We start from the raw sequence: 847 nt of genomic DNA on the forward strand, positions 1-847 counted from the left end.
CAAACTCGTTGGCAAGCTAGTTAAATCTCTATTCGAAAGGTCGATATCAATGACTCTACCGTAATCGTCAATTTGAGTCGCTATCGGGTTACCATCATTATCCACCCAATCACGCATTTCTATTGCTTTATCAGGTGTAGTTCCTAACTCTACGAATAAGTTGTAAAGTGCTACTGAATCTTCTTGCCCAAGCGTAAACAATAGGTCAATTTGTTTTGTGAAGATCGTAAGACCAGTGATAGAAGTTGAAGTGATATTCAATCTATAGCTGTCTGCGTTATCACTTGTCATTGAAGGAATGCTCAGTAGGGAAGCAGAGCTTTCCGTCGATCCATCGCTGACTTTCGTCCAGTTATATTCTAGAGAAGCGATTTCAAAACCACCATCGTAAGAGTAAGGATCTCCGTAAGTGACTGTTTCTGTTTCTGTATCAGCACCGCTATACGTTTGACCATCGTAACTGCTGATATATTCGCTATTTTCAATCAATTCATCGAAGAATAGGAAGTTGTTATCAACATTGAACTGCGTTTTCTGATCATTGGCATTCGTAAATGAAGTGAGTGCCACATCCTCTAATTGGTTATCTGCAAGATTTACTGTTTCTAGATAACCAAAGTTTTCAATCGTTAGGCTCGTTGGCAAGCTCGTTAAATCTCTATTTGAAAGGTCGATATCAATGACTCTACCGTAATCGTCAATTTGAGTTGCAACCGGGTTACCGTCATTATCTACCCAATCACGCATTTCTATTGCTTTGTCCGGTGTAGTTCCTAACTCTACGAATAAGTTGTATAACGCTACTGAATCTTCTTGACCTAGTGTAAACAGAAGGTCAATTTGTTTT

At 39.2% G+C, this 847-nt stretch carries 1 protein-coding gene; it reads right to left on the reverse strand.

What is annotated here, in order from left to right; genetic code table 11:
- Positions 1-847, reverse strand: an 847-nt coding sequence (locus tag PL77_RS32130) for a hypothetical protein (RefSeq protein WP_044213566.1), incomplete at both ends; no start/stop codon positions are given.

Source organism: Flammeovirga sp. OC4, assembly GCF_000812565.1.
Classification (GTDB): domain Bacteria; phylum Bacteroidota; class Bacteroidia; order Cytophagales; family Flammeovirgaceae; genus Flammeovirga.